The sequence below is a fragment of the Actinomadura luzonensis genome (assembly GCF_022664455.2).
GTDB lineage: Bacteria > Actinomycetota > Actinomycetes > Streptosporangiales > Streptosporangiaceae > Nonomuraea > Nonomuraea luzonensis.
Genome location: NZ_JAKRKC020000001.1, coordinates 5,734,107 through 5,756,206 on the forward strand (window position 1 = coordinate 5,734,107; position 22,100 = coordinate 5,756,206).

At 74.5% G+C, this 22,100-nt stretch carries 21 protein-coding genes; 9 read left to right on the top strand and 12 right to left on the bottom strand.

Going from position 1 to position 22,100, the window contains the following annotated elements; genetic code table 11:
- Positions 1–2 precede the first annotated feature (2 nt).
- Positions 3–710, bottom strand: a complete 708-nt coding sequence (gene pgeF / locus MF672_RS27260) for a peptidoglycan editing factor PgeF (RefSeq protein ID WP_242373594.1) — start codon at positions 708–710, stop codon at positions 3–5.
- A gap of 96 nt (positions 711–806) precedes the next feature.
- Positions 807–1,754 (bottom strand): class I SAM-dependent methyltransferase, encoded by a 948-nt coding sequence (locus MF672_RS27265; RefSeq protein WP_242373593.1) that lies wholly within the window; start codon positions 1,752–1,754, stop codon positions 807–809.
- 147 nt (positions 1,755–1,901) lie between these two features.
- On the opposite strand from MF672_RS27265, the gene MF672_RS27270 reads away from it, so the two are divergent.
- Complete coding sequence (locus tag MF672_RS27270; RefSeq protein ID WP_242373592.1) at positions 1,902–3,335, top strand: aldehyde dehydrogenase family protein; 1,434 nt, start codon at positions 1,902–1,904, stop codon at positions 3,333–3,335.
- Between the two features lie 19 nt (positions 3,336–3,354).
- Positions 3,355–4,236, top strand: a complete 882-nt coding sequence (locus tag MF672_RS27275; protein ID WP_242373591.1) for a tetratricopeptide repeat protein — start codon at positions 3,355–3,357, stop codon at positions 4,234–4,236.
- Here the strand turns inward: MF672_RS27275 and MF672_RS27280 are convergent.
- The 3 genes from MF672_RS27280 to MF672_RS27290 all read right to left on the bottom strand — a co-directional run bounded on the left by MF672_RS27280 (position 4,202) and on the right by MF672_RS27290 (position 5,963).
- The gene (locus MF672_RS27280) at positions 4,202–5,083 is read right to left on the bottom strand and encodes an alpha/beta fold hydrolase (protein ID WP_242373590.1); all 882 of its coding nucleotides are present in this window, start codon (positions 5,081–5,083) and stop codon (positions 4,202–4,204) included. The genes MF672_RS27275 and MF672_RS27280 overlap by 35 nt on opposite strands.
- A gap of 78 nt (positions 5,084–5,161) precedes the next feature.
- A complete protein-coding gene (locus tag MF672_RS27285; RefSeq protein ID WP_242373589.1) occupies positions 5,162–5,590 on the bottom strand; it encodes an RNHCP domain-containing protein in 429 nt (142 codons plus the stop codon).
- Between the two features lies 1 nt (position 5,591).
- Complete coding sequence (locus MF672_RS27290; RefSeq protein WP_242373588.1) at positions 5,592–5,963, bottom strand: RNHCP domain-containing protein; 372 nt, start codon at positions 5,961–5,963, stop codon at positions 5,592–5,594.
- A gap of 367 nt (positions 5,964–6,330) precedes the next feature.
- On the opposite strand from MF672_RS27290, the gene MF672_RS27295 reads away from it, so the two are divergent.
- Positions 6,331–8,430 carry an acyl-CoA dehydrogenase family protein gene (locus MF672_RS27295; RefSeq protein WP_242373587.1) on the top strand — a complete coding sequence of 700 codons (2,100 nt, stop codon included), beginning with the start codon at positions 6,331–6,333 and terminating at the stop codon, positions 8,428–8,430.
- Positions 8,431–8,434: 4 nt separating this feature from the next.
- On the opposite strand, the gene MF672_RS27300 is transcribed toward MF672_RS27295, so the two are convergent.
- Both MF672_RS27300 and MF672_RS27305 read right to left on the bottom strand, forming a co-directional pair.
- Entirely contained in the window at positions 8,435–8,914 is a 480-nt protein-coding gene (locus tag MF672_RS27300) for a class F sortase (protein WP_247815459.1), read from the bottom strand.
- Positions 8,915–9,575: 661 nt separating this feature from the next.
- A complete protein-coding gene (locus tag MF672_RS27305; RefSeq protein ID WP_242373585.1) occupies positions 9,576–10,235 on the bottom strand; it encodes a hypothetical protein in 660 nt (219 codons plus the stop codon).
- A 375-nt stretch (positions 10,236–10,610) separates the two neighbouring features.
- On the opposite strand from MF672_RS27305, the gene MF672_RS27310 reads away from it, so the two are divergent.
- Positions 10,611–11,423 (top strand): MBL fold metallo-hydrolase, encoded by an 813-nt coding sequence (locus MF672_RS27310; RefSeq protein WP_242373584.1) that lies wholly within the window; start codon positions 10,611–10,613, stop codon positions 11,421–11,423.
- Between the two features lie 11 nt (positions 11,424–11,434).
- On the opposite strand, the gene ligD is transcribed toward MF672_RS27310, so the two are convergent.
- The gene (gene ligD / locus MF672_RS27315; protein WP_242373583.1) at positions 11,435–12,436 is read right to left on the bottom strand and encodes a non-homologous end-joining DNA ligase; all 1,002 of its coding nucleotides are present in this window, start codon (positions 12,434–12,436) and stop codon (positions 11,435–11,437) included.
- A gap of 343 nt (positions 12,437–12,779) precedes the next feature.
- Between ligD and msrB the strand changes: the two genes are divergently transcribed.
- Positions 12,780–13,181 (top strand): peptide-methionine (R)-S-oxide reductase MsrB, encoded by a 402-nt coding sequence (gene msrB / locus MF672_RS27320; RefSeq protein ID WP_242373582.1) that lies wholly within the window; start codon positions 12,780–12,782, stop codon positions 13,179–13,181.
- Between the two features lie 174 nt (positions 13,182–13,355).
- Here msrB and MF672_RS27325 read toward each other — a convergent pair whose 3' ends face one another.
- Positions 13,356–14,183 carry a hypothetical protein gene (locus MF672_RS27325; RefSeq protein WP_242373581.1) on the bottom strand — a complete coding sequence of 276 codons (828 nt, stop codon included), beginning with the start codon at positions 14,181–14,183 and terminating at the stop codon, positions 13,356–13,358.
- A gap of 159 nt (positions 14,184–14,342) precedes the next feature.
- Between MF672_RS27325 and MF672_RS27330 the strand changes: the two genes are divergently transcribed.
- From MF672_RS27330 to MF672_RS27340, 3 genes are read left to right on the top strand one after another with little or no spacing between them, the layout of a single operon-like run.
- Positions 14,343–15,281 (top strand): ABC transporter ATP-binding protein, encoded by a 939-nt coding sequence (locus tag MF672_RS27330; protein ID WP_242373580.1) that lies wholly within the window; start codon positions 14,343–14,345, stop codon positions 15,279–15,281.
- 1 nt (position 15,282) lies between these two features.
- Complete coding sequence (locus MF672_RS27335; protein WP_242373579.1) at positions 15,283–16,428, top strand: ABC transporter permease; 1,146 nt, start codon at positions 15,283–15,285, stop codon at positions 16,426–16,428.
- Complete coding sequence (locus MF672_RS27340) at positions 16,425–17,585, top strand: ABC transporter permease (RefSeq protein ID WP_242373578.1); 1,161 nt, start codon at positions 16,425–16,427, stop codon at positions 17,583–17,585. The genes MF672_RS27335 and MF672_RS27340 overlap by 4 nt, the downstream gene beginning before the upstream one ends.
- A 1-nt stretch (position 17,586) precedes the next feature.
- Here MF672_RS27340 and hemQ read toward each other — a convergent pair whose 3' ends face one another.
- Complete coding sequence (gene hemQ / locus MF672_RS27345) at positions 17,587–18,288, bottom strand: hydrogen peroxide-dependent heme synthase (protein WP_242373577.1); 702 nt, start codon at positions 18,286–18,288, stop codon at positions 17,587–17,589.
- Between the two features lie 5 nt (positions 18,289–18,293).
- Positions 18,294–19,670: a protoporphyrinogen oxidase gene (gene hemG, locus MF672_RS27350; RefSeq protein WP_407654782.1), complete on the bottom strand. Its 1,377-nt coding sequence runs from the start codon at positions 19,668–19,670 to the stop codon at positions 18,294–18,296.
- A gap of 134 nt (positions 19,671–19,804) precedes the next feature.
- On the opposite strand from hemG, the gene MF672_RS27355 reads away from it, so the two are divergent.
- Positions 19,805–20,797, top strand: a complete 993-nt coding sequence (locus MF672_RS27355; RefSeq protein WP_242373575.1) for a DUF4349 domain-containing protein — start codon at positions 19,805–19,807, stop codon at positions 20,795–20,797.
- Positions 20,798–20,812: 15 nt separating this feature from the next.
- On the opposite strand, the gene hemE is transcribed toward MF672_RS27355, so the two are convergent.
- Positions 20,813–21,811 (bottom strand): uroporphyrinogen decarboxylase, encoded by a 999-nt coding sequence (gene hemE / locus MF672_RS27360; RefSeq protein ID WP_302893307.1) that lies wholly within the window; start codon positions 21,809–21,811, stop codon positions 20,813–20,815.
- Positions 21,812–22,100 lie beyond the last annotated feature (289 nt).

Here is a 22,100-nt window from a genome sequence, read left to right on the forward strand (position 1 = left end):
GGTCAGGTCAGCCAGATGAGGCCGGCGAAGCGGCCGCCCGGCTGCTCGCGGCGGTGCGAGTAGAGCTCCGGCGACTCGATCGTGCAGCGCGCGTCGTGCCGCACCTCCGCCAGCCCCGCCGCCCTGAGCTGGGCCTCGATGCCGGCCCGCAGGTCGAGCGCGGGCGTCTGCCAGGACGTGGTGGACCACGTCTCCGGCACCCGCGCCGCGACGCGCTCGCGCAGCTCGGCGGGCACCTCGTAGCAGCGGCCGCACGCGCCGGGGCCGATCAGCGCGACCATCCGGCCCGGCTCGGCGCCCTTGGCCGCCATGGCCTCCACCAGTGCCGTCGCGACGCCCGCCTCGGTGCCGGGACGGCCGGAGTGGGCGGCCCCCACCAGGCGCGCCACCGGGTCGGCCACCAGCACCGCCGGGCAGTCGGCGCCGAGCGAGGCCAGCGCCAGCCGGGGCTCGGTGGTGAACACGCCGTCGAGCGGGGGCGGGTCGTCGCCGAAGGGCTCGCTGACGTAGGCGACGTCGGCGCTGTGGACCTGGCGCATGTAGACCACGGCCCGCACGCCCAGCTCGGCCGCCACGCCCGCGCGGTTGGCGCGCACCGCCTCCGGGTCGTCGCCGACCAGGCCGCCGAGGTTGCGCGTGCCGTAGGGCGGGGCGCTGACGCCGCCGTGGCGGTCGGTGACGGCGACGTGCACTCCGGGGGCCAGCTCCATGGCTAGATCTTAGAACGCCGGCGGCCCGTGCCCGCTCCGGAGGGCGGGGGGCCGGTGGAGGGGCGCGGGCCGGCCCGCCCCCGCTCCGGCGGGCGGTCAGCCGTACAGGCGGTGGACGGCCAGGCGGGGCGCGCCCCAGTGGCCGATGGCCTCCTCGTCGGCGAAGGCGAGAGCGCGCAGCAGGTCGCCGCCGTCGCCGCGCTCGACCGTCCGGCGGAGCCTGGCCACCAGGTGGGGCGGCAGCCGCCCGGAGCCGTCCTCGACGGCGTCGCCGTAGGAGGGGGCGAAGGCGACCCCGGCGAAGCCGGTGCGGCCGAGCAGGGTGCGGATGGTGTGCGAGGAGTAGAACCTCAGATGCTCCTCGGCGAAGCCGGGCCAGGCCGGGCCGTGCGCCTTGAGCAGCAGCGAGCGGGCGTTGAGGGTCAGGACGAGCAGCACCCCGCCGGGGGCGAGCAGCCGGCGCAGCGCGCGGAGGTCGTCCAGGGGGCGGGGCAGGCGTTCCAGGACGGACCAGAGCGTGATGACGTCGAAGCCGTCCTCCTCGTCGCCGGCGAGGCCCGGCACGTCCTCGGGCCGCGCGCCGCGGGCGTGGAAGCCGAGCCGTCCGGCCAGGTCCAGGAAGGGGCCGCCGCCGGGGCCGACGTCGAGCAGCCGGCGTTCCTTGCCCTCGTCCAGCACCGGCGAGAAGGCACGCAGGGTCAGCTCGCAGCGGCGCAGCCCGGGCGGCGTGCCGCCGGCGCGCTCCTGGCCGGTGAGCGGGTTGCGGTAGAGGAAGCCGCAGGAGGGGCAGCGCACGACGGTGCAGTCCTGGCCGTAGAGCGGCTGCTGCCGGTCCTCGCCGCACATCGGACAGGCCAGGAACTCGCCCGCGGGCGGCCCGAGCCGGCGGTACTCCTCCAGGGGCAGCACGGGGGCGCGGCTGATCAGCCGTTGCCACTGCACCTCGCGGATCAGCCGCTCGCCGGGCCGCACGTACGCGCGCCGGGCCCAGGGCACCTGGTCGTAACGGTGGCCGTACACGAGCCGGCCGAGAAGTCGTCGCACTGCCATACCCCCCGATGTCGCGAAGCGTCTTGCCCCGGCGCTCTCGTGACTATGCGTGCCCGTTCGGGTGCTTGACGCATTCTTGGGCGAGCGGACGGTTTACTCCCTCTCTGGCCGCCGATAGCAAGCAAGCATATGCTTGGGCGCGTGCCTGACTATCGTCATCTCATCGGCGGCGAGCTGGTCGCCGCGGCCCGCACGATGGAGTCGGTCGACCCGAGCACGGGCGAGGCGTGGGCCCGCGTCCCGGCCGGCGGCCCCGCCGAGGCCGGGGCGGCCGTCGCCGCGGCCCGCGCCGCGTTCCCCGCCTGGGCCGCGCTGCCCGCCCTGGCCAGGGCCCACCACCTGCGCAAGGTCGCGGAGGTCTTCGGCCGGCACGCCGAGGAGCTGGCCCGGCTGGAGACCCGCGACAACGGCCGCATCCTGCGCGACACGCTGAGGAAGGACCTGCCGGGGATGGCGTTCCTGTGGCAGCTCGCGGCCGGGCAGTGCCTGGAGGCGGTCACCGGCGACACCGTCATCCTCGGGCCGGACACGCTCGGGATGACCCGGCGCGAGCCGTACGGCGTCGTGGTGTGCATCATCCCGTGGAACTCCCCCGTCTCGACGTTCTCCGCCAAGGCCGCCTACGCCCTGGCCGCCGGGAACACCGTCGTCGTCAAGCCCGCCGAGCAGGCGAGCGCGTCGGTGCTGCGGCTGGGCGAGCTGCTGGCCGAGGTGTTCCCGCCCGGGGTGCTCAACATCGTCGGCGGCCTCGGCGAGGAGGTCGGCGACGCCCTCGTCCGGCACCGCGACGTCGCCAAGATCAGCCTCACCGGCTCCACCGAGACCGGCCAGGCGATCACCCGGGCCTCGGCGGACGCGCTGAAGCCGATGACGTTCGAGCTGGGCGGCAAGTCCCCCAACATCGTCTTCCCCGACGCCGACCTCGACGCCGCCACCCGGGGCGTCACCGTCGACTCGATCTACACCGGCAACGCCGGCCAGGTGTGCGTGGCCGGCTCGCGCATCCTGCTGCACCGCTCGATCTGGGACGAGATGCTCGGCCGGATCAGGGACGCCTGCGCCGGGCTCGTGCTGGGCGACCCGCAGGACCTGCGGACCACGATGGGGCCGATCGTGTCGGCCGGCCAGTTCGAGCGGGTGACCTCCTACCTGGAGCTGGCCGCCAAGGAGGGCGCGCGGCTGGTGTTCGGCGGGCGGAGCGGCGCGGAGGTGGTGCCGGAGCTGCCGGGGGGCTACTGGGTGGAGCCGACGTTGTTCGCGACGGAGGACAACGGGCTGCGGGTGTGCCAGGAGGAGATCTTCGGGCCGGTGGCGGTGGCGCTGCCGTTCGACACCGAGGAGGAGGCGCTGGAGATCGCCAACGGGTCGCCGTACGGGCTGGCGGCCGGCGTCTGGACGCGTGACCTGGGGCGGGCGCACCGGCTCGTCCGGGATCTGCGGAGCGGGACGGTGTGGGTGAACACCTTCCGCCAGATGCCTCCCGGCCTGCCGTTCGGGGGCGTCAAGGACAGCGGGTACGGCCACGATTCGGTCCTCGAGTTCACCCGCGAGAAGGCGGCCGTCATCCAGATCTAGTCGGATAGAGTTCCGGCTCATGAGCGAGGGGATCAAGGACCGGGCCGAGCCCGGCATGCCCGAGGCGGCGGCGCAGTCGCGGGCGTCGGTGCTGCGCAGCCGCGCGGAGTCGTACATCGCCCTGTCGCGGCACGACGCCGCGATCGCGGACCTCACCGAGGCGATCACGCTGGTGCCGGGCAACGCCCGCGCCTGGCGCCTGCGCGGCGAGTGCCACCGCATGATCGAGCGGTACGAGGCCGCGCTGGCGGACTTCGACGAGTCGCTGAAGCTGGAGCCCGACAGCGCCTACGCCCTCGGCTCGCGCGGCCAGGCCTACGCCGCCATGGGCCGCCTGGAGGAGGCCATGGCCGACTTCGAGCACGCCCTCACCCTGACCCCCGACTCGCTGTGGATTCTGGAGGCCAAGGCGGACGCCCTCGTCGACCTCGGCCGCCTCGACGAGGCCCTGGACGAACACGCCAAGATCATCGCGCTGAACGCCGAGCAGCCGTTCCCCTGGGTCGCCCGCGGCGACCTCTACCAGCGCCTCAACCTGTACGCCGAGGCCATCGACGACTACACCAAGGCCCTCGCCCTCGACCCCGAGCACGTGCGCGCGCTCAGCCGGCGCGGCGAGGCCCTGCGCATGATCGACCGCTACGAGGAGGCCCTGGCCGACCTCAACCGCGCCGTCGAGCTGGACCCGGACAACGACCGGGCGCTCGGCAGCCGGGGCGCGGTGCTGAGCGAGCTGGGCGACAACGAGGCCGCCCTGCGCGACCTGGACCAGGCCATCGAGCTGGACCCGGAGTACATCTGGGCGTTCCGGGTGCGCGGCGAGATCCTTCAGGAGCTGGAGCGCCACGAGGAGGCGGTGGCGGACTTCACGCGGGCGCTGCACCTGGAGTTCGGCGACTGACCCCGGCGCCGCGCGCGAGCCATTCCAGCGCGGCGGGCGCGGCGCGCAGCACCGAGATGTGGCCGTCCTCCGGGAGCAGCCGCAGCTCGGCGTCCGGGCAGGCCCGCGACAGCCACCCGCCGTGCGCGGCGGGGATGACGCGGTCCTCGGCGCCGTGCAGCAGCAGCACCGGCACCGCGACGCGGGACGGGTCGCAGCCCCACGGCGCGACGTAGGACAGGTCGTCGTCGATGGCGCCGCCCGGGCCGCCGGCCACCGCCGGGCCGACGACCTCCCCGAACCACGACCAGTCCCCGCCCAGGGCCGCGTGGTCGGCCGGGGTGAACATCTCCGGGTCGTAGCCCGACTCCGCCTCGTGCCGCTCCTTGGCCGCCCGCCCCTCGCGCGCGGCCCGCAGGGACGCCTGGCCGGAGGGGCACATGCCGGCGAACCAGTCGAGGCCCGGCGCGTCGTACGGGGCCGGGCCGGACACGCTCACCGCGGCCACGACGCGCTCCGGCAGCAGGGCGGCGCAGGCCAGGGCGTAGGCGCCGCCGCCGGAGTGGCCCATCACGGCGAAGCGGCCCACGCCCAGGGCGTCGGCCACCTGGACGGCGTGGGCGGCGGCGGAGGCGAGGTCGCGGCCCGGCAGCGGCGTGGAGGCGCCGTAGCCGGGGCGGTCGTAGGAGATCCAGCGGACGCCGAGCCGGTCGGAGTGCGGGAACAGCGGGGCGGGCGGCAGCCCGATGTTGGGGGTGCCGTGGTGCCAGAGCACGGTGAGCCCGGCGTCGCCTCCCTCCGCGGGGCCGGTGTCGTACACGTGGAGGGTGCGGCCGTCGTCAAGGCGCAGATCAAGCTCTCTCAGCACCCCGCGAGAGTAGCGGTTTCCGAACACCTGCGCCAGTCCCTCCCCTCGCCGGACGGCCGGCGAGGGGAGGCGGGCGCGTCAGAGCGCGAGCAGCGCGGCGGCCGGCAGCCGGCCGCCCGTGGACAGCGGGCGGACGGCGATGCGCAGCAGGGCCAGCGCGTTGTCGTCGCCCGCGATGCGGTTCGCGCTGAGCTCGCCGCACGACTGGCAGTGATGGATGATCAGCCACTCCCCGTCCGGGCGGACGGTGACGCTCAGCGCCGCCATCCGCCCCCGGCAGCCCGCCCGCCGGTCACCGGGCACCCGGTGGTCGACGTGCAGGCTGGTCAGGCAGTGCGGGCAGTGGTTGCGGTGCGCGGTGCCGGGCGCGGACAGGGGCACGTCGAGCCGGCAGCCGACGCAGCGGAAGGCGTCGCCGCGCTCGCCGGGCCGGCCGTGCCCGCCCGGCCCTGGCACGTTCTTGCGCCGTTGCGGCCGCTCCCCGCGGCCCGGGTTCCTCCTGGGCATGTCACAGGTCGCCGAACGCTTCGAGCGGGAACGGCGGCTGCGCGAGCGGGCGGACCGCCATGCGCATGAGGATGAGCTGGTTGTCGTCCCCGCAGATGGGGTTGGACGTGAGCTCGCCGCACCGGGTGCAGCGGTGGATGAGCATCCAGTCGCCGGTGCGCAGGACCGCGATCGAGATCGGGATCATGCGCGACCGGCACCCGGACGGGCCGCCCTCCACCCGGTCGAGCACGTGCAGCGAGTGCAGGCAGCTCGGGCAGTGGTTGCGGCGGGCGCCGTCGGGCGCGGTGGCCGTCACGGTGAGGCCGCAGCGCACGCACGAGAACGTGTCGGTGGTGGTGATGCTGGAACGAGGTTTGCCGTTGCTGGACAACCTGGGTGACTCCTTGCCGTGCCGGAAGAAAGACGATGATCATCGACGCGTGCGGCAAGGTGCGCCGGGCGGGCCTCGCGCGTCGATGCGCGGGCACGCCGGTGCGGCAGGCGGCCGTCCTCCGGCCGGTCAGGGACGACGGTCAGAGACTACGGTCAGAGGCGGGAGACGCCGGCGGCACTTCGGGGCGCACGCCGCAGCGTGACGGTCATAAACGCACTCCCTCCGGGGCGGCGCGGCGGCCTGCCCGGGCTCGTCCTCCGGTCCTGTTCCGACAGTTCGGAGGGTAGCGGCGGCGGGGCCCGGGCGGCCAGCGGTTTTTCCCGGGGACTGGAGCGGCACCGAACGTTGTTCTAGATTCGGTCGCATGGGCATCGGGCTGACCGGGGAACACCGGGCACTGGCCGACTCCGTGCGCGGCCTCGCGGAGCGGGGCGCCGGCCAGGCGGCGCTGGCGGCGCAGGGGCTGCTGGGGCTGCACCTGCCGGAGCGGTGCGGCGGGCAGGGGTACGGGCTGCTGGAGCTGTGCGTGGCGCTGGAGGCGCTGGGCGAGCGCCGCGTCGCCGGGCCCTACCTGCCGACCGTCCTGACCTCGGCGGGCCTGGCATGGGCGGGGGCCGCGGACGGTGTCCTGGCGGCGCTGGCGGGCGGCTCGATGACCGCCGCCGTCGCGCTGCCTTCCGGCTCCCCCGGCGCCTCCCCCTCCGGCTCCCCCCTCTCCGGCTCCCCCGGCTCCCCCCTCGGCGGCCCCTTCCTCGCCCTCGGGGCGGCCGAGGCCGACGTCTTCCTGCTGCCGTCCGCGGACGGCGCCTGGACGCTGCTGGAACGGGACGCCGTCACCGCCGTCACCGCCGGCGGCATCGACCTCGACCGGCCGCTCTGCTCCGTCACCCCGCACTCCCCGCGAACCGGCCGCGTGCTCCCCGACGCCCCGGTACGGCAGCTCGCCGCCGTCCTGCTGGGCGCGGACGCGTGCGGGGTCGCGGCCTGGGCGGTCGCGACGGCGGCCGGGCACGCCAAGGCGCGCGAGCAGTTCGGCCGCCCCATCGGCCAGTTCCAGGGCGTCAAGCACCGCGTCGCCGCCGCCCTGGTGGCGCTCGAGCAGGCCCGCGCGGCCGTCTGGGACGCCGCCCGCGCCCTCGACACCGCCCGCCACCACCCCCAGGGGCTCACCCCGGAGGCGCGGCTGGCCGTGGCCGTGGCCGGCGTGCTGGGGACGGCGGCCGGGGTGCGGTGCGCCGCCGACGCCATCCAGGTGCTCGGCGGCATCGGGTACACCTTCGAGCACGACGCCCACCGCTACTACCGGCGGGCCCTGTCCGACCGGCGGTGGTCCGGCGACCCCGGCGGCTGGGCCGAGGAGGCGGCCGCGCTGGCCGTGGCGGGCGTGCGGCGGACGATGGAGCCGGACCTGCCGGAGGAGGCCGCGCCCCTCAGGGACGCCATCCGGGCCGAGGCCGAGTCGTTGCGGGCGGAGGAGCCCGCGGCCCGGCGGGCGAGGTTCGCCAGGGACGGCTGGATCATGCCGTACCTGCCGAAGCCGTGGGGGCGCGGCGCCTCAGCTCTGGAGCAGGTGCTCATCCACCAGGAGTTCCGCGACCTCAGACGGCCGAACCTGGGCATCGCCGCCTGGGCGGTCCCGTCCATCGTCACGTACGGCACCCCGGAGCAGCAGGAGCGTTTCCTGCCGCGCACGTTCGCCGGCGAGATCGTGTGGTGCCAGCTCTTCAGCGAGCCCGGCGCCGGCTCCGACCTGGCCGGCCTGGCGACGAAGGCCACCCGCGTGGAGGGCGGCTGGTCCCTGAGCGGGCAGAAGATCTGGACGTCGCTCGCCCAGTACGCCCACTGGGGCATCTGCCTGGCCCGCACCTCCCCCGACCGGCCGAAACACGAGGGCATCACGTACTTCCTGGTGGACATGTCCTCCCCCGGCGTCACCGTCCGGCCGCTGAAGGAGATCAACGGCGACGAGATCTTCAACGAGGTGTTCCTCGACGACGTCTTCGTCCCGGACGACCTGGTCGTCGGCGAGGTGGACCAGGGCTGGCGGGTCGCCCGCGACACCCTGTCGCACGAGCGGGTCGCGCTCGGCGACTCCTGGGGGCCGGGCGCGCGGCACACCGACCTGGCCGCGCTCGTCGCCGGGCTGCCCCCGCTCGGGCAGGCGCGGCGCGAGCAGGCCGGGCGGCTGTGGGCGGAGGGGCAGGCGATCTCGGCGCTCGGGCTGCGGGTGACGTTGTCGCGGCTGGCCGGGGGCGAGGCCGGGGCGGCGGCCAGCGTGCGCAAGCTGCTCGGCATGCGGCACGCGCAGGCGATCGCGGAGTTCTGCTGGTCGCTCGTCCCCGACGATCCGCACTGGGGGCGCATGATCCTCGCGACCCGGGCGTTCACGATCGGCGGCGGGACCACCGAGGTGCAGCTCAACATCATCGGCGAGCGGGCGCTGGGGCTGCCGCGCGACCCGTGACCGGTCAGTTCCCCGTCCTGGGGTAGTACGGGGCGGCGAGGTGGGCGTACACGATCGTGTTGTCGCGGTAGCTGTGCGCCTGCCGGTCGAACGTCCCGCCGCACGTCACCAGCCGCAGGCCCGGGTAGGAGACCTTGCCGTAGACCTTGGCGGCGGGGAAGCCGGACTTCGGCGCGTGCTCGACCCGGTCCACGACGAACACGGCGACCGAGCGGTCTGCGCGCAGCACCTGCACCTGGTCGCCGCGCTTGACGTCCTTGAGGCGGGCGAAGACGGCGGGGCCGCTCCTGGTGTCCAGGTGGCCGGTGATGACGGCGGCGCCGCGCTGGCCGGGGACGGGGGCGTAGCGGTACCAGCCGGCGAGGTTCGGGTGGTCGAGCGGCGGGTTCTGGATGGCGCCGCGGGCGTCCAGGCCTAGCTCCATGAGGGGGGCCGCGACGCCGACGGACGGGATGTAGACGGCGGTGGGGCGGGCGGCCCGCATCGGCCGGGCCGCCTTGCCGCCGGCGGGCAGGGGCCGGTGACGGGCGCGGCCTTCGCCGACGGCTCCGCCCGCGCCGCCGCGTCCGCCGCCGCCGTCGTCGCGGACGCCTCGGGCTCGCCGCCGTCGCCCGCGATGCCGCGCACCCCGAACGCGATCAACGCCGCCCCGGCCAACGTCACCACCACGGCCAGCCCCCACACCCCCCACTGCCCCGCCCGGACTCCTCGCCCCACAGCTCCCCGCCTCCCGTCCGCCGATCCCGGCCCTCTCTCCCCGAAGCCCGCACCGGACTCCGCCGCGGACGGCAGGCCCACGCCGGACGAACTCCCTCCATCGGACAAGAAGCCCCGGCCGGACGCACCCGCCCCATCCGACGAGAAGCCCCGCTGGGAGGGACCCTCCCCATCCGACGAAGAACCCCGCTGGGAGGAACCCACCCCATCCGACGAAGAACCCCGCTGGGAGGAACCCACCCCATCCGACGAAGAACCCCGATGGGAGGGGCCCGCCCCGTCCGACGAAGAGCCCTGACCCGAGGGGCCGGTCGTGTCACGTGAGAAGCCCGGCCCGGACCGGTCCGCCCCCTCCCTCTCCGGATCGGAGGCGGACAGACCCGGCCCCTTGGCCGAGGAGCCGCGGCTGGAGGAGCCCATGGCGTCAGTCAGAGGACACGCTGCCGGCCGCCGCGGCGCACCGCGTAACCGGTCAGGCCCGCGCCCGCGAGCAGGGCCGCCCCGCCCACCGCGAACGGCCACACCACCCCTTGCCCGGCCAGCCCGCCCCCGCCGGTCTCCGGGTAGCCGCGCGGGACGCGGTGCTCCCGTTCGCCCGCCGGCCGCCACGGGGTGGCCGGCAGCCCGGGCGCCGAGGACCAGGAGTCCTGCGGGACGGGACCGCTGGACCAGGTGTCGCCGGGCGCGGGCGCGCCGGAGGCCGTGTCGCCCGGCCCGGGGACGCCCGACCAGGTGTCGCCGGGGGCGGGGACGCCGGACCAGGTGTCGCCGGGGGCGCTGGACCACGTGTCGTCAGGGGCGCTCGACCAGGTGTCGCCGGGGGCCGGCGCGGTGGACCACGAGCCGTCCCCGCCGTGGCGCCCCGACCAGGAGTCGTCCGGCTCGTCGCAGCGGACCGGCACCGACAGGACGCAGCGGGCCTTCTCCCCCGGCACCTGCGGATCGATCCGGCTGGAGGTCGTGGTCGTGGTCGTGGCGGTGGCCGGGCTCGCAGCGGCGGCGGTGCCGTAGCCGGCCGCCAGGCTCACTCCCGCCACCACGAAGGCCGTCACCGCGCCCGCTGCCGCGAGACGTCGCGCTCTTGCCATGGAAGGCTCCCGAGAAGGTCGGCTGTCGCCCCCGTTGCCCTTGAGAGCCTTGCGAACTATTGGACCGAGCGTCAAGTAATGTGACCGAAGTGAAACAGGCCGATACGGAATGTGCGGTGTTTGGCTCTCGGCCAAGGTGGCAGGGGGACCCTGAGCAAAGGGGGACAAACACCATGAGCAATCCGCAACAGCCCGAACTTCGCAGATCAGGCAAGTCGGCCACCGAGTCCAAGTCCGCGAACGCCATGCCCGAGACCAGGAGCGGCGGCAGGCGCGCGTCCCGGCCACACGGCACGGACAAGGGTCACAAAGGCGGCGGCAAGGGCGGCGGCATGCCTCCCGGCCAGCAGCCTCCGCACCCGGAGTGAGGCGGCCGTGAAGGGAAGCCTCCAGTTCATCGGGAACGCCACCACGCTGATCCGCTACAACGGCTTCACGCTGCTGACGGACCCGAACTTCCTGCACCGGGGCCAGCGCGCCTACCTCGGCCACGGCCTGAGCTCGCGCCGCCGTACCGACCCCGCGGTGGAGATCCAGGACCTGCCGACGCTGGACGCGGTGGTGCTGTCGCACATGCACGGCGACCACTGGGACCGGGTGACGCGCAAGCACCTGGACCGGGACATGCCGATCGTGACCACCCGGTCGGCGGCGGGCAAGCTGCGCCGCCGCGGCTTCGGCCAGAGCGTGGGGCTGCGGCAGTGGCAGCAGCACGAGCTGCGCAACGCGCACGGCAGCGTCACGATCACCGCGCTGCCCGCCAGGCACGCGCCCGGGCCGATGGAGCGGCTGCTGCCGCCGGTCATCGGCACGATGCTGGAGTTCCGCGACCGGGACGGGCGGGTGGAGCTGCGCCTGCACATCAGCGGGGACACGCTGCTCGACCGCCGCCTGGAGGCGATCCCTCGCCGCTTCCCCGACATCGACCTGGCGCTCGTCCACCTGGGCGGCACCAAGCTGCTCGGGACCGTGCTGGTGACGATGGACGGCGGGCAGGGCGCCTCCTGGGTGAACCTCGTCAACCCGCGCACGGTCGTGCCGATCCACTTCGACGACTACACCGTCTTCTCCTCACCGCTGGACGACTTCCGGCACCACGTGGAGCAGGCGGGCCTGGCCGACCGGGTGGTCTACCTGGAACGAGGCGAGACCAGGGAGCTCGCGCCCCACCACATCGCCCGCCGCTGAGACACCGGCTGTCAGTCGGGGTGTTTCGCCCGGCTCGGCTGCACGCGCATCGGCTCGCCGGGCATCTTCGGGTAGTTCGGCGGGTACGGCAGGTCGCCGCGCTCGTCCTTGGCGTACAGCTCAAGCAGCGGCTCGATCGAGTACGCGTGGTCGTCGATGGCCGCGTGCACGTCGCCCACCTCGGCGAAGCGGGCCGGCACGGTGCGGATGTCGAAGTCGCGCGGGTCGGCGTCGGCCAGCTCGTCCCACGTCAGCGGCGTGGAGACCGGCGCGTGCGGCTGCGCCCGGACGGAGTAGGCGCTGACCACGGTGCGGTCGCGGGCGTTCTGGTTGAAGTCGATGAAGACCCGCTCGCCCCGCTCCTCCTTCCACCAGGCCGTGGTGACGAGGCTCGGGTCGCGCTCCTCCACCGCGCGGGCGAGGGCGATGCCGGCATGGCGGACCTGGACGAAGTCCCACCGGGGCTCGATGCGGACTGCGATGTGCGCGCCGCGGTTGCCCGACGTCTTGACGAAGCCGGTCATGCCCAGCTCGCCGAGCACCTCGCGGGTCAGGAACGCGGCCCGCCGCGCGGCGTCGAACTCCAGGCCGGGCTGCGGGTCGAGGTCGACGCGCAGCTCGTCGGGGTGCTCGACGTCGGCGGCCCGCACCTGCCAGGGGTGGAAGTCGATGGTGCCGAGGTTGGCGCAGTAGGCGAGCGCGGCGACCTCGGTGACGCGCAGGGACTGCGCGGTGCGCCCGCTCGGGAAGGTGACGGTGACCGACTGGAGCCAGTCGGGGTGCTTGGGCGGCATGCGTTTCTGGTAGATCGCCTCGGTCTGGACGCCGTCAGGGTGGCGCTTGATGTTGGTCGGGCGGTCGCGCAACGCCCGCAGCGCGCCCTCGCCGACGCTCACGTAGTACTCCACCAGCTCGCGCTTCGTGGCGCCGAGCTGCGGGAAGTAGACCTTGTCGGGGTTGGTCACCTTGACGGTGCGTGCCCCGACCTGGAGCTCGATGAACGGCGATGCCATGCCCAGGAACCTACAGCCCTTCTCCGACAGAAACAGGGTGGGCCCGCCCCGGAGCGCTCTCGGTGGCGGGACCGAGGGCTCGACGGGGCGGGCCTGCAGACCGACCGCCGCCGTTCCGGGCGCTGGCGCGCCACCCGGCCGGCCGTTCCGACCCCCTCAGCGGCGCCAGCACGGGCGTGGGCTGTGCCGCTCGTCGGGATCCGCGGACGATCTCACCCCTTGCAGGAGGCGATGACACCCCCTTACCGACAAAGACGCGAATTCTCCCCAGAATGGATGCTTCACCCTGCGGAGATCTCTTTTTGCCGGATCTCGTACTTCACCCGTCTCGTACTCTGGTCGTATGGAAAAGGTCGTCAAGAGCGAGGCCGAATGGCGGTCGCAGCTCTCCCCGGAGGAGTACCACGTCCTCAGGGAGGCCGGCACCGAGCGCCCGTTCACGGGGGAATACGTCGACACCAAGGTCGAGGGGGTCTACTCGTGCCGCGCCTGCGGGGCCGAGCTGTTCCGCTCCGACACGAAGTTCGAGTCGCACTGCGGCTGGCCGAGCTTCTACGCGCCCACCGAGTCCGACAACGTCAAGCTGATCGAGGACCGCAGCCACGGCATGGTCCGCACCGAGGTGCGGTGCGCGCGCTGCGACTCGCACCTCGGCCACGTCTTCCACGGCGAGGGGTATCCCACGCCGACGGACGACCGCTACTGCATCAACTCGGTCTCGCTGCGGCTCGAACCCAAGGCGTGATCGACCAGCGACGCCGCGTACCAATCTTGCGCCACGGGTAAGCCTCCCCGCGTGCGGTCCTTCCATCTCCGCCACCGCTGGACGACGATCGAGGCCATCGGCCGGGTCGTCACCCAGCGGTGCGAGGTGTGCGGGAAGACGCGCGTACGGGTCCGGTGACGCGGGAGCGGCCGGTCAGCCGGGGGCCGGGTGGGTGACCGTGCAGCTGCGGTCGCCGGGGCCGAGGATGTTCGCGAGGACGGGGTTGCCGTTCTCGCCGAACCTGGCCTGCACGAAGACCACCGGCCTCGGCACGCCGGCGGCGCGCAGGTAGTCCAGGCCGCGTTCGCACAGGGTGATCGCGGTGCGGGAGTTGTGCGCCGACTCCGGCAGGTCCGTGTAGATGCGCAGGTATCCGCCGACGGTGCGGATGTCGCGGACGCGGCGCAGGGCCTTGTCGTCGGGGCCCCAGTTCGCCTGGAAGTAGTCCAGCGCGCGGTGGTCGGTGTGCGACGAGGGGCCGTCGGCGCGGTAGCCGTCGGCGCTGTCGGCGCCGCCCGTGCCGTCCGTTCCTGGGACGGTGAGGGTTCCGTCGTCCTGGGGCGGTGAGGAGCCGGCGAGGGTGCCCGGGTCGGCGTCCCGGGCGGGTCCGGCCGGGACGATCGTGGGGCCCGCGTCGTCCGACGTGATCGACCCCTTCGCCTGCGGGGCCGACGGTGAGCCGGGCTCCCTGGGGGCGGACCGTCCCGCGTCCGGGCCGGTCCGGGTGTCCGCTCCCGGGCCGGCCCGGCCGCCAGGTGTCGTCGTCCTCGGGTCGCCGCGTCCGGTGGCGTCCGGCGGGGCGGCGCGGCCGGAGCCGGCCGTCGTGCCGCCGGGCACGCCGCCGGACGTCCCGCCGGACAACCCGCCCAGCAGCCCGTCCGGCGGCCCGTCGAACGCCCCCTGAACGCCCAGCATCCCGGCCGCCCCACCCGCCAGCACCAGCGCCCCGACCGCGGCCGCCGCGACGGGCCGCAGCGCCACCCGCCGCCGCCCAGGCCGCGCGTGCCGGCCCCGGCCCGCCGTCCGTCGCTCGCTCCGTGGGGAATCCGTTCGTTCCCGTTCCGGGCCCGATGACTCCACCCCGCCCTCCTCACCCCGTGGGCCTTGCCGATGTAGGACGCGCGGCTCCACACTGCGGTTGTGGCCCAGGACGAGATCATCAAATGTCATGGCTTACGCAAGACGTTCGGCGACCTCGTCGCGGTCGACGACGTCGGCTTCGCCATCGCCGCCGGCGAGACGTACGGCCTGCTGGGCCCCAACGGGGCCGGCAAGACCACCACGATCTCGATGATCGCCGGCATCCTCGACCGCGACGCCGGCGAGGTGCTCGTCTGCGGACGCCCGCACAGCCCGTCGAGCACCTGGGGCAAGCGCCGCATCGGCTACGTCCCCCAGGAGCTGGCCCTCTACCCCGACCTCACCGCCCGCGAGAACCTGCGCTTCTTCGCCCGCCTCTACGGCCTCGGCCGGGCCGGCGCGCGCAACCGCATCGACGAGGTGCTGGCCGTGATCGGCCTGACCGAGCGGGCCGGCGACGCCGTCAAGGAGTTCTCCGGCGGCATGAAGCGCCGCCTCAACATCGGCGTCGGCCTCCTGCACCGCCCGCCCCTGCTCATCCTGGACGAGCCCACCGCCGGCGTCGACCCGCAGAGCCGCAACGCCATCCTGGAGAGCGTCGCCACGCTGGCCGGCGAGGGCGTCGCGGTCCTCTACACCACGCACTACATGGAGGAGGCCGAGCGCCTCTGCGACCGGATCGGCATCATCGACCTCGGCCGCATCAGGGCCGAGGGCACCCGGAGGGAGCTGGTCGGCCTGGTGGGCGAGCTGGACCGGATCACGCTCACGGTGGACGGCCCGCCGGACGTGCCGGCGCTGCTGACGGTGCCGGGGGTGCGCGAGGCCACCGGCCACGAGGGCCGCGTCGAGGTGATGACCGAGGACGCCAGCAAGGCGCTGCCCCGCGTCCTCGCCGCCGCCACGGACGCGGGCATGGCGGTGCGCGCGGTCGAGGTGCACGAGCCGAACCTGGAGTCGGTGTTCCTGCACCTCACCGGCAAGGCGCTGCGGGACTGACATGCGCGCGATCCTGCTGCTGATGGCCAAGGACCTGCGCGAGCGGGTCCGGGACCGCTCGTTGTTCCTGCTGGCGCTGGTGGTGCCGTTCGGCCTCGCGGCCGTCTTCAGCCTGGTGTTCAAGGACGTCGACACCCAGGCGGCGCCCACGTTCGCGCTGGCCGACCAGGACCACGGCCAGATCGCGACCGCCTTCGCCGAGCAGGCGCTGCGCCCGCTGGAGCGGCGCGGCGTCATCAGGCTCCGCGCCGCCGCCGGGGAGCGGGAGGCCCGCGCCGCGGTCGAGCGGCGCGACGCGGACGCCGCCTACGTCATCCCGCCCGGTTTCAGCGCCGCCGTGACGAGCGGGCGGCCCGCCACGATCCAGGTGATCGGGAACGCCGAGGCGCAGATCGGCTCGTTCGTGGCGCGTTCGATCGCCGACGCGTTCGCCTCCGAGGTCCGCTACGTGCAGGTCGCGCTGGCCGTGAAGGGCAGCGGGACGATGGAGCAGGCCGCGGCGGTGCCGGAGCCGGTCACGGTCGAGGACCTGGCGGCGGAGCGGCGGCAGCTCTCGGTGTCGGAGGGGTTCGCGGCGGGCATGGCGGTGTTCTTCCTGTTCTTCACCGTGCAGTTCGGCTTCAGCTCCATCCTGGACGAGCGCCGCGAGGGCACCCTGGCCCGGCTGCTGGCCGCGCCCGTCCCGCGGGCCGCGATCGCGGTGGCCAAGCTGCTGAACGGGTTCGTGGTCGGGGTCGCCGCCACCGCCGTGCTCCTGGTCGCCGCCGCGCCGCTGCTCGGCGCCCGGTGGGGGCACCCGCTGGGGGTCGGGCTGCTGGTCGTGGCGGGCACGCTGGCGGCCACCGGGGTCATGGCGATGGTGGCGACCGTGGCCACGACCGCCGAGCGGGCGGCGAACCTGCAGAGCATCGTGGCGGTGCTGTTCGGCGTGCTCGGCGGGGTGTTCGTCCCGATCCAGCAGCTCGGCGGGGTGTTCGGGGCGCTGAGCCTGGTCACCCCGCACCGCTGGTTCCTCCAAGGGCTGGCGGACCTGCACGGGGAGCACGCGCCGGTGGTCGCGGCCGTGCCGACGCTGGCGCTGCTGGCCTTCGGCGCCGTGACAACCGGCGTCGCGCTGCTGCGCTCGGGGAGGATGGTGCGCCCATGACGACCCTGACCGCGGTGTGGGCGATCGCCTGGGCCAACCTGGTGCGGCTCTTCCGCGACCGCAGCAACCTGTTCTTCGTGGTCATCTTCCCGATCGTGCTGATCGCCGTGTTCGGGTTGTCGTTCGGCTCGGGCTTCCAGCCGCCGCTCGGCGTGGCGGACGCGGACGGCGGCCCGCAGGCGGCCCGGCTGGTGCGGGCGCTGGAGCAGGCCGGGCACCGGGTGGTGCGGGTGGGGAGCGCCGAGGAGGCCCGCGACGGGGTGGAGCGCGGGCGGCTGGCCGGCGCGCTGGTCATCCCGGCCGGCTACGAGCGCGCGCTGCGCGGCTACGTCCCGCTCACGCTGCCCTACCTGGGCCGCAACGAGCCCGACGCGCTGCAGCTCGGCGCGGCGGTGCGGGCCGCGGTCACCCGCGTGACGATGCCGGCGCGGGCCGCCGCGTACGCGCGCGACGGCTCGTTCGACGAGCTGGTGGCGCGGGCCGAGGCGGCGCCCGCGCCCGGCGTCACGGTGGCGGCGAGCACCGTCGGGACGGCGACGGCCCTGGCCGGCATGACCGGCTACGACGTCGCGGCGACCTCGCAGCTGCTCCTGTTCATGTTCCTGACCTCGATGAACGGCGCCACCGCGCTCATCGAGAGCCGGCAGCTCGGGGTGTCGCGGCGGATGTACGCCACCCCGGTGACGAGCCGCGGCATCCTGCTCGGCGAGGCCGCCGGCCGGGTGGGCGTGGCGCTGCTGCAAGGGCTGATCATCATGGCCGGGTCCGCGCTGCTGTTCGGGGTGCGCTGGGGCGACCCGGCCGGCGCGGTGGCGCTGCTGCTGGCGTTCGCGCTGGTGGGCGGCGGGGCGGGCATGCTGCTCGGCGCGGCGGCCCGCACCGGGCAGCAGGCGACGGCGCTCGGCCTGCTGCTCGCCCTCGGCCTGGCCGCGATCGGCGGCGCGATGGTGCCGCTGGACTTCTTCTCCGCGACCCTGCGCCGCCTCGCGCACCTCACCCCGCACGCCTGGGCCCTGGACGGCTTCGCCGAGCTGCTGCGCCGCGACGGCACCCTGGCCGACGTGCTGCCGCAGCTCGGCGTGCTGGCCGCCTACGCGGCGGCGTTCTTCGCGCTCGGCGCCTGGCGCCTGCGCAAGGCCCTCACCGCCGGCCCGTGACCTACGGCAGGGCGGTGACCAGCTCGCGCACCGCCTTGCGGGCGCCGGTGTAGAACGGGATCTCGACCCGGGTGTGGCGGCGGGCCGAGGCGCCGCGCAGGGTGCGCATGAGGTCGACGATGCGGTGCAGCTCGTCGGCCTCGAAGGCCAGCATCCACTCGTAGTCGTTGAGCGAGAAGCAGGCGACGGTGTTGGCCCGCACGTCGGGGTAGTCGCGCGCCATGCGGCCGTGCTCGGCCAGCATCGCCCGCCGCTCGGAGTCCTCCAGGAGGTACCACTCGTAGGAGCGCACGAACGGGTAGACGCTGACGTACGCCCGCGGCTCCTCCTCGGCGAGGAAGGCCGGGATGTGCGACTTGTTGAACTCGGCGGGGCGGTGCAGCGCCATCGCCGACCAGACGGGCCTGCTGTGCCGGCCGAGCGCGGTGCGGCGGAAGCGGGAGTAGACGTCCTGGAGGTCTTCCGGCGTGGGCGCGTGCCACCAGAACATGTAGTCGGCGTCGGCCCGCAGCCCGGCCACGTCGTAGACCCCCCTGGTCACGACGTCCTTGCCGGCGGCCTGCTCCAGCAGCTCCTCGACCTCGCCCGCCAGGCCGTCGCGGTCGGCCGGGCACGGCTCGGTCACCTGGAAGACCGACCACATGGTGTAGCGGATGACCTGGTTGAGATCGCGGGCCTTGAGCCGCGGGGCTCCCTCTGTCATGGTAGCTATTCTCCTCGCTGGGACAGGTGGTCCAGAATCCGGCCGGCGGCCGTGCGGGCCGCGCCGACGCAGGCCGGAATGCCGATGCCGTCGTAGGCCGCGCCGCACACGGCGAGCCCGGGCTCGACCGCGACCGCCGCGCGCACCCGGGCCACCCGGTCGAGGTGGCCCACGTTGTACTGGGGCAGGCCGCCGCCCCAGCGGGTGACCCGGCTGTCGACCGGCAGGCCGCGTACTCCCATCACGTCGGCCATCTCGGCGGTGGCCAGCGACACCAGCTCGGCGTCGTCGCGCTGGAGCAGGTGCTCCTCGCCGACGCGGCCGATCGAGCAGCGTAGGATCACCAGGTCTCTGGCCAGGTGGGGCCACTTCACCGAGCTGAACGTCACCGCCTTGACCGGACGGCGCTCGACGGGCGGCACGAGGTAGCCGCTGGTGGCGGGCGGCCGTGGGAAGGCCGACAGCGGGTAGGCGAGCGTGACCACGGCCATGCTGGCGTACTCGATCCTGGACAGCTCGGCCGCGGCCCTGGGCGCCTCGGCCCTGAGCAGGCGGGCGGCGGCGGGGCCGGGCACGGCGACGACCACGGCGTCGGCCTCGACGGTCTCCGGCCGCGGCACCGGCCCGGTGACCAGGCGCCAGCCGTGCTCGGTGCGGTGCAGCTCGCGTACGGTGACGCCGGTCCTGACGTCGGCGCCGGACGCCTTGGCGACCGCCTCGGGCAGGGCGCCGACGCCCTGGCGCAGGGTGGTGAAGACCGGCCCGGCGTCCTTGGGGGTCTCGGCGACCAGGTGGCGGGCGGCGGACAGCAGCGAGCGCTCGGCCCGGGCCACGGCCGCCACGCGGGGCATCGTGGCCTCCAGCGACAACATGTCGGCGCGGCCCGCGTACACGCCGCCGAGCAGCGGCTCGACCAGGCGGTCGACGATCTCGCCGCCCATGCGGGCGCGGATGTAGGCGGCCACGGACACGTCGGTGCGCACCAGCGTGGGGGCCAGGATCTGGTCGAGCGGCACGCGCAGCAGCCCCGCGGGCGAGACGATGCCGGACCGCGCCAGCTCGGTCAGGTCGGCGGGCACGCCCATGACCTGGCCCTTCGGCATGCCGTGCAGCTCGCCCCTGGAGTAGACGGCCGAGCGGAGGGTGCCGGGGAAGACGAGGTCGTCGCCGAGCCCGACGGCCCTGGCCAGCTCGGCGCCCTCGGGGCGGCGGGCCAGCATGGCCTCCGCGCCGGCGTCCACGCTCACCCCCGCGACCTCCGAGGCGTGCAGCTTGCCCCCGACGCGGGAGGCGGCCTCCAGGACGGTCACCTTGACCCGCTCGTCCGCGCCCTGGCGGATGTACCACGCGGCGGCGAGCCCGGAGATCCCTCCGCCGATCACGACGACGTGCGCCCGATTCCCTTCCACGCCTCCTGACGCTACCGCCTCAGCGACGTGGCCAGCCGCTCGGGGCATGTGACCGGACCGTGATTCATGCCATCAAACCGCACTGATCGTCGGCCCGTCTTATGGGCATGAGGAGACTCCGGTACGGGATCACGACCTCGCTCGCGCTGGCCGCCCTGCTCCTGGCGGGCTGCGGCGGCGGCGCCACCTACTCCGAGAGCCAGGCCGTCGCGCCCGCCGCGCAGGACGCCGCCGGCTCGCCCGCCGCGCCCCTGGCCACCCCGGCCCCCGTCCCCAAGAACGCCCGCTCGGCCCAGCCCGCCAAGGCCGAGCAGGACGGCCTGGCCTCCGGGGTCGAGGTGACCCGGCAGGACCGGCAGGTCATCTACACCGGCAGCATGAGCGTCCGGGTCAAGGAGGTGACCGACGCCGTCGCGCAGGCCAAGCAGATCGTCACCGGGGCCGGCGGCTACCTGGCGCGCGAGCAGAGCAGCTCGGCGAGCAAGGCGCGGGAGACCGCGACGCTGGAGTTCAAGATCCCGCCGGCCGCCTACCCGGCGGTGCTCGGCCGGCTCGGCAAGGAGCTCGGCACCCAGATCTCCCTGGAGCAGTCGACCCAGGACGTCACGCTGCAGGTCGCCGACGTGAACAGCCGCCTGAAGTCGGCGCAGCAGTCGCTGGAGTCGCTGCGGACGCTGCTCAAGCGGGCCGACACGATCGGCCAGGTGCTGGAGGTGGAGCGCGAGATCGCCTCCCGCGAGGCGGACCTGGAGTCGTTGCAGGCGCAGCAGAAGGAGCTGGCCACGCAGGTCGCGATGGCCACGCTTACGCTGCGGCTGCTCGGACCGGTGGCCGCCGCGCCGGAGCCCGAGGAGGACAACGGCTTCGTCGCGGGGCTCAAGAGCGGCTGGAAGGCGCTGCTGACCAGCCTGGTGGCGCTGCTCACGTTCCTCGGGGCGGTGCTGCCGTGGGCGGTGGCCGCGCTGCCGCTGGTGGTGCTGTTCGTCTACCTGACGCGCCGCAGCCGCGCCCGCCGGGCCGCTCCCCCGTCCTCGCCGTCCTCCCCGTCCTCCCCGTCGCCGCCGCGCCCGGGGGAGCCCGGCCCCGAGGCCGCCGCCTGACCCCGGGTGCGGGGATCAGGCGGTGGTCTCGTGGACCAGGTCGGTCAGGCGCTTGAGCTGGTCGGGGTCGGTCGAGGGCAGCACGCCGTGCCCGAGGTTGAACACGTGCCCCTCGGCGGCGCGCCCCTGCCGCAGCACCTCGCGCGCCTTGCGCTCGACGACCTCCCACGGGGCCAGCAGCACGGCCGGGTCGAGGTTGCCCTGCAGCGCCTTGCCCGGCCCGACGCGGCGGGCCGCCTCGTCGAGCGGCACCCGCCAGTCGACGCCCACGACGTCGGCCCCGGCCTCGCCGAGCACGCCGAGCAGCTCGCCGGTGCCGACGCCGAAGTGGATGCGCGGGACGCCCTCGACGCCCTCGAAGATGCGCCGGGTGTGGGGCAGGATGAACTCGCGGTAGTCGGCCGGGGCCACCGCGCCCACCCAGGAGTCGAAGAGCTGCACGGCCGAGGCGCCCGCCGCCACCTGCACGCGCAGGTGTTCGAGCACGATGCCGGACAGCCGCTCCATCAGCTCGTGCCACAGCTCGGGGGCGCCGTACATCATGGCCTTGGTGCGGTCGTGGTTCTTGGACGGGCCGCCCTCGATCAGGTACGACCCCAGCGTGAACGGCGCCCCCGCGAACCCGATGAGCGGCGTGCCGCCCAGCTCGCCGGTGAGCGCCTGGATCGACTCGGTGACGAACGGCACGTCGCCGGGCTCCAGCGGCCGCAGCGCCCGCAGCCCCTTGGCGTCGCGGATGGGGTCGGCGACGACCGGCCCGACGCCGGGCTTGATGTCGAGGTCGACGCCGATGGCCTTGAGCGGCACCACGATGTCGCTGAAGTAGATGGCCGCGTCGACGCCGTAGCGGCGGACCGGCTGCATGGTGATCTCGACGATCAGGTCGGGCGTGGCGCACGCGGTGAGCATCGGCACGCCCTCGCGCACCTTGAGGTATTCCGGCAGCGAGCGTCCGGCCTGGCGCATGTACCAGACCGGGGTGTGCGGGACGGGCTGGCGGCGGCAGGCACGCAGGAACGCGGAGTCGGCGAGGTTCACCCGTCAAGGGTGCCATGGTCGGGCGCCGGTCCCGTCATCGGCACGAGCGGCGCGGGGTGTCGGAAAAAGATGCATTGGACACCCCAAATCATGATCAGATAGCTAGATGAAGGTTTACCGGTCTGCTCGGCACGGACGCCGCACACGGGTCGAACACACCCCATGGCGGGCCAGAGAGCCGGTCTCGACTGCGCCAAAAGTTCGCCAAGCCACCGCGCGGCATCGATTCAGCGACCACTTTCGGGACACGCCGAGCGCGTTGCGG

What these genes read in the sequence shown, in the direction of transcription:
- ligD (WP_242373583.1), bottom strand. Translation starts at nt 12,436, where the DNA reads ATGGCATCGCCGTTCATCGAGCTCCAGGTCGGGGCACGCACCGTCAAG.
- MF672_RS27300 (WP_247815459.1), bottom strand. Translation starts at nt 8,914, where the DNA reads ATGCGGGCCGCCCGCCCCACCGCCGTCTACATCCCGTCCGTCGGCGTC.
- MF672_RS27275 (WP_242373591.1), top strand. Translation starts at nt 3,355, where the DNA reads ATGAGCGAGGGGATCAAGGACCGGGCCGAGCCCGGCATGCCCGAGGCG.
- msrB (WP_242373582.1), top strand. Translation starts at nt 12,780, where the DNA reads ATGGAAAAGGTCGTCAAGAGCGAGGCCGAATGGCGGTCGCAGCTCTCC.
- MF672_RS27355 (WP_242373575.1), top strand. Translation starts at nt 19,805, where the DNA reads ATGAGGAGACTCCGGTACGGGATCACGACCTCGCTCGCGCTGGCCGCC.
- MF672_RS27295 (WP_242373587.1), top strand. Translation starts at nt 6,331, where the DNA reads ATGGGCATCGGGCTGACCGGGGAACACCGGGCACTGGCCGACTCCGTG.
- MF672_RS27335 (WP_242373579.1), top strand. Translation starts at nt 15,283, where the DNA reads ATGCGCGCGATCCTGCTGCTGATGGCCAAGGACCTGCGCGAGCGGGTC.
- MF672_RS27340 (WP_242373578.1), top strand. Translation starts at nt 16,425, where the DNA reads ATGACGACCCTGACCGCGGTGTGGGCGATCGCCTGGGCCAACCTGGTG.
- MF672_RS27285 (WP_242373589.1), bottom strand. Translation starts at nt 5,590, where the DNA reads ATGCCCAGGAGGAACCCGGGCCGCGGGGAGCGGCCGCAACGGCGCAAG.
- MF672_RS27305 (WP_242373585.1), bottom strand. Translation starts at nt 10,235, where the DNA reads ATGGCAAGAGCGCGACGTCTCGCGGCAGCGGGCGCGGTGACGGCCTTC.
- hemQ (WP_242373577.1), bottom strand. Translation starts at nt 18,288, where the DNA reads ATGACAGAGGGAGCCCCGCGGCTCAAGGCCCGCGATCTCAACCAGGTC.
- pgeF (WP_242373594.1), bottom strand. Translation starts at nt 710, where the DNA reads ATGGAGCTGGCCCCCGGAGTGCACGTCGCCGTCACCGACCGCCACGGC.